This window comes from Micromonospora sp. MH33 (assembly GCF_003013775.1).
Taxonomy (GTDB): domain Bacteria; phylum Actinomycetota; class Actinomycetes; order Mycobacteriales; family Micromonosporaceae; genus Micromonospora; species Micromonospora fulviviridis.
On sequence record NZ_MUYZ01000531.1, the window covers coordinates 1 to 2,526 of the forward strand.

The window sequence follows — 2,526 nt, forward strand, 5'->3', positions numbered from 1 at the left end:
GTCGCGGCCGGCGGCGAGGACGACGGCGCGGTGGTCGTGGGCGGCCCGGGTGGCGGCCAGCGACCAGGCCAGGTCGGGCAGCGCGGCGTCGGGCACGGTGTCCAGGTGGGCGTGCAGGTCGCGGGCCCGGTCGGCGAGCGCGGCGGCGGTCCGCCCGGAGAGCACCCAGGGCAGTTCGCCCGCGGGCGCGGCGTCGGTTGGGGCGGGTTCGTCCGGCGGCGCCTGTTCCAGGATGGTGTGCACGTTGGTGCCGGAGATCCCGAAGGAGGAGACGCCGGCGCGCCGCGGTCCGTCGCCGGGCTGCCAGGGGCGGGCCTCGGTGAGCAGCGCGACCGCGCCGGCGGACCAGTCGACGTGCGGGGTGGGTTCGTCGACGTGCAGGGTGGGCGGCAGCACGCCGTGCCGCATGGCGAGCACCATCTTGATCACCCCGGCGACGCCGGCGGCGGCCTGGGTGTGGCCGATGTTCGACTTGATCGAGCCGAGCCAGAGCGGCCGGTCGGCGGGCCGGTCCTGGCCGTAGGTGGCGATGAGCGCCTGCGCCTCGATGGGGTCGCCCAGGGTGGTGCCGGTGCCGTGCGCCTCGACCGCGTCGACCTCGGCGGGGCTGAGCCGGGCGTTGGCCAGTGCCTGCCGGATGACCCGCTGCTGGGCGGGCCCGTTGGGGGCGGTGAGGCCGTTGGACGCGCCGTCCTGGTTGACCGCGCTGCCGCGCACGATCGCGAGGACGGGGTTGCCGTCGCGGCGGGCGTCGGAGAGCCGCTGGAGCACCAGCAGCCCGACGCCCTCACCCCAGCCGGTGCCGTCGGCGGCCCCGGCGAACGGCTTGCAGCGGCCGTCGGCGGCCAGGCCGCGCTGCCGGGAGAAGCCGACGAAGATGCCCGGGGTCGCCATCACGGTGGCCCCGCCCGCGAGGGCCAGGTCGCACTCCCCCGCCTGGAGCGCCTGCGCGGCGAGGTGCAACGCGACCAGCGACGACGAGCAGGCCGTGTCGACGGTGACGGCCGGGCCGTGCAGCCCGAAGGTGTACGCGAGCCGCCCGGAGATGACGCTGGCGGAGACGCCGGTGGCGAGGTAGTTCTCGTCGACGTCGCCCGTGGTCATCAACAGCGAGCCGTAGTCCTGGCCGTTGGTGCCGACGTAGACGCCGGTGCGGCTGCCGCGCAGCGCGGTGGGGTCGAGCCGGGCCCGCTCGAAGGCCTCCCAGGCGGCCTCCAGCAGCAGCCGCTGCTGCGGGTCCATGGCGAGGGCCTCGCGGGGGCTGATGCCGAAGAAGGTGGGGTCGAACTCGCCGGCCCCGGCCAGGAAGCCGCCCTCGCGGACGTAGCTGGTGCCGAGGTGCGCGGGGTCGGGGTGGTACAGCTCGGCGAGGTTCCAGCCGCGCTCGCCGGGCATCAGGGTCATCGCGTCGGCGCCCCCGGCGACGAGGTCCCAGAGCTGTTCCGGTGAGGCGACCCCGCCGGGGAACCGGCAGCTCATCGCCACGATGGCGACGGGTTGGCGGTGCCGGTCAGTGTCGGCGGCGACCACCGCGCCCATGGTCTGCCCGGCGGTCAGGCCGTGCAGGTGCGCGGCCAGTTCCGCGACGGTGGGATGGTCGAAGACCAGCGTGGCGGGCAGGGCCATGCCGGTCTCGGCGGCGAGCCGGTTGCGCAGTTCGACGGCGGTGAGCGAGTCGAAGCCGAGGTCGCGGAAGGTGCGATCCGGCAACGGCCGGCCGGCCGGGTAGCCGAGCACCACGCCGACCTGCGTCCGGACCAGGTCGGTGAGCTGCGGCAGGGACCGGCCGACGACGGTGGCCCGGACCGGGCCGGTGGGCACGGCGGGCACCCCGGGCAGGCCGGCGAGCAGCGGGGTCGGGCGGCCCCAGGAGGCGGCGAGGCGTCCCCAGTCGACGTCGGCGACGGTGACCGCCGGTCCGGCGGCGTTGACCACCCGGCCGAGGACGGCGACCGCCTGTTCGGCGGGGAGCGGGTTGATGCCGCCGCGGGTGAGCCGGGCGGTCAGCGCGGCGCTGGCGGCGGCCATCCCGTCGGCGGCCCAGGCGCCCCAGGCAACGGCGGTGGCGGGCAGCCCCTGGGCGTGCCGCCAGGCCGCGAACGCGTCGAGGTACGCGTTCGCGGCCGCGTAGTTGCCCTGCCCGGCGCTGCCGATCACCCCGGCGAGCGAGGAGAACAGCACGAACGCGTCGAGGTCACGCCCGGCGGTGGCCTGGTGCAGCACCCGGGCGGCGCCCACCTTGCCGGCCAGGACGGCCTGCATGCGGGCCGGGTCGAGGCCGTCGAGGACACCGTCGTCGACCACGCCGGCGGCGTGCACGACGGCGGTCAGCGCGGGCAGCCCGGCCACGAGCGCGGTGACCGCGTCGAGGTCGGTGACGTCGCAGGCGACGGCCCGGACCCCGGGCAGCTCCGCGACCAGGTCGGCGGTGCCGGGGGCGTCGGGGCCGCGCCGGGAGGCGAGGACGACCTCGGTGGCGCCGTTGGCGACCAGCCAGCGGGCCACCTGCCGGCCCAGCGCGCCGGT

Annotated in this window: 1 protein-coding gene; it reads right to left on the reverse strand. The window is 77.1% G+C overall.

Annotated elements, in window-relative coordinates; genetic code table 11:
- Positions 1 to 2,526 (reverse strand): SDR family NAD(P)-dependent oxidoreductase (locus tag B0E53_RS35410; protein WP_146167936.1); only part of this gene is annotated, 2,526 nt, incomplete at both ends.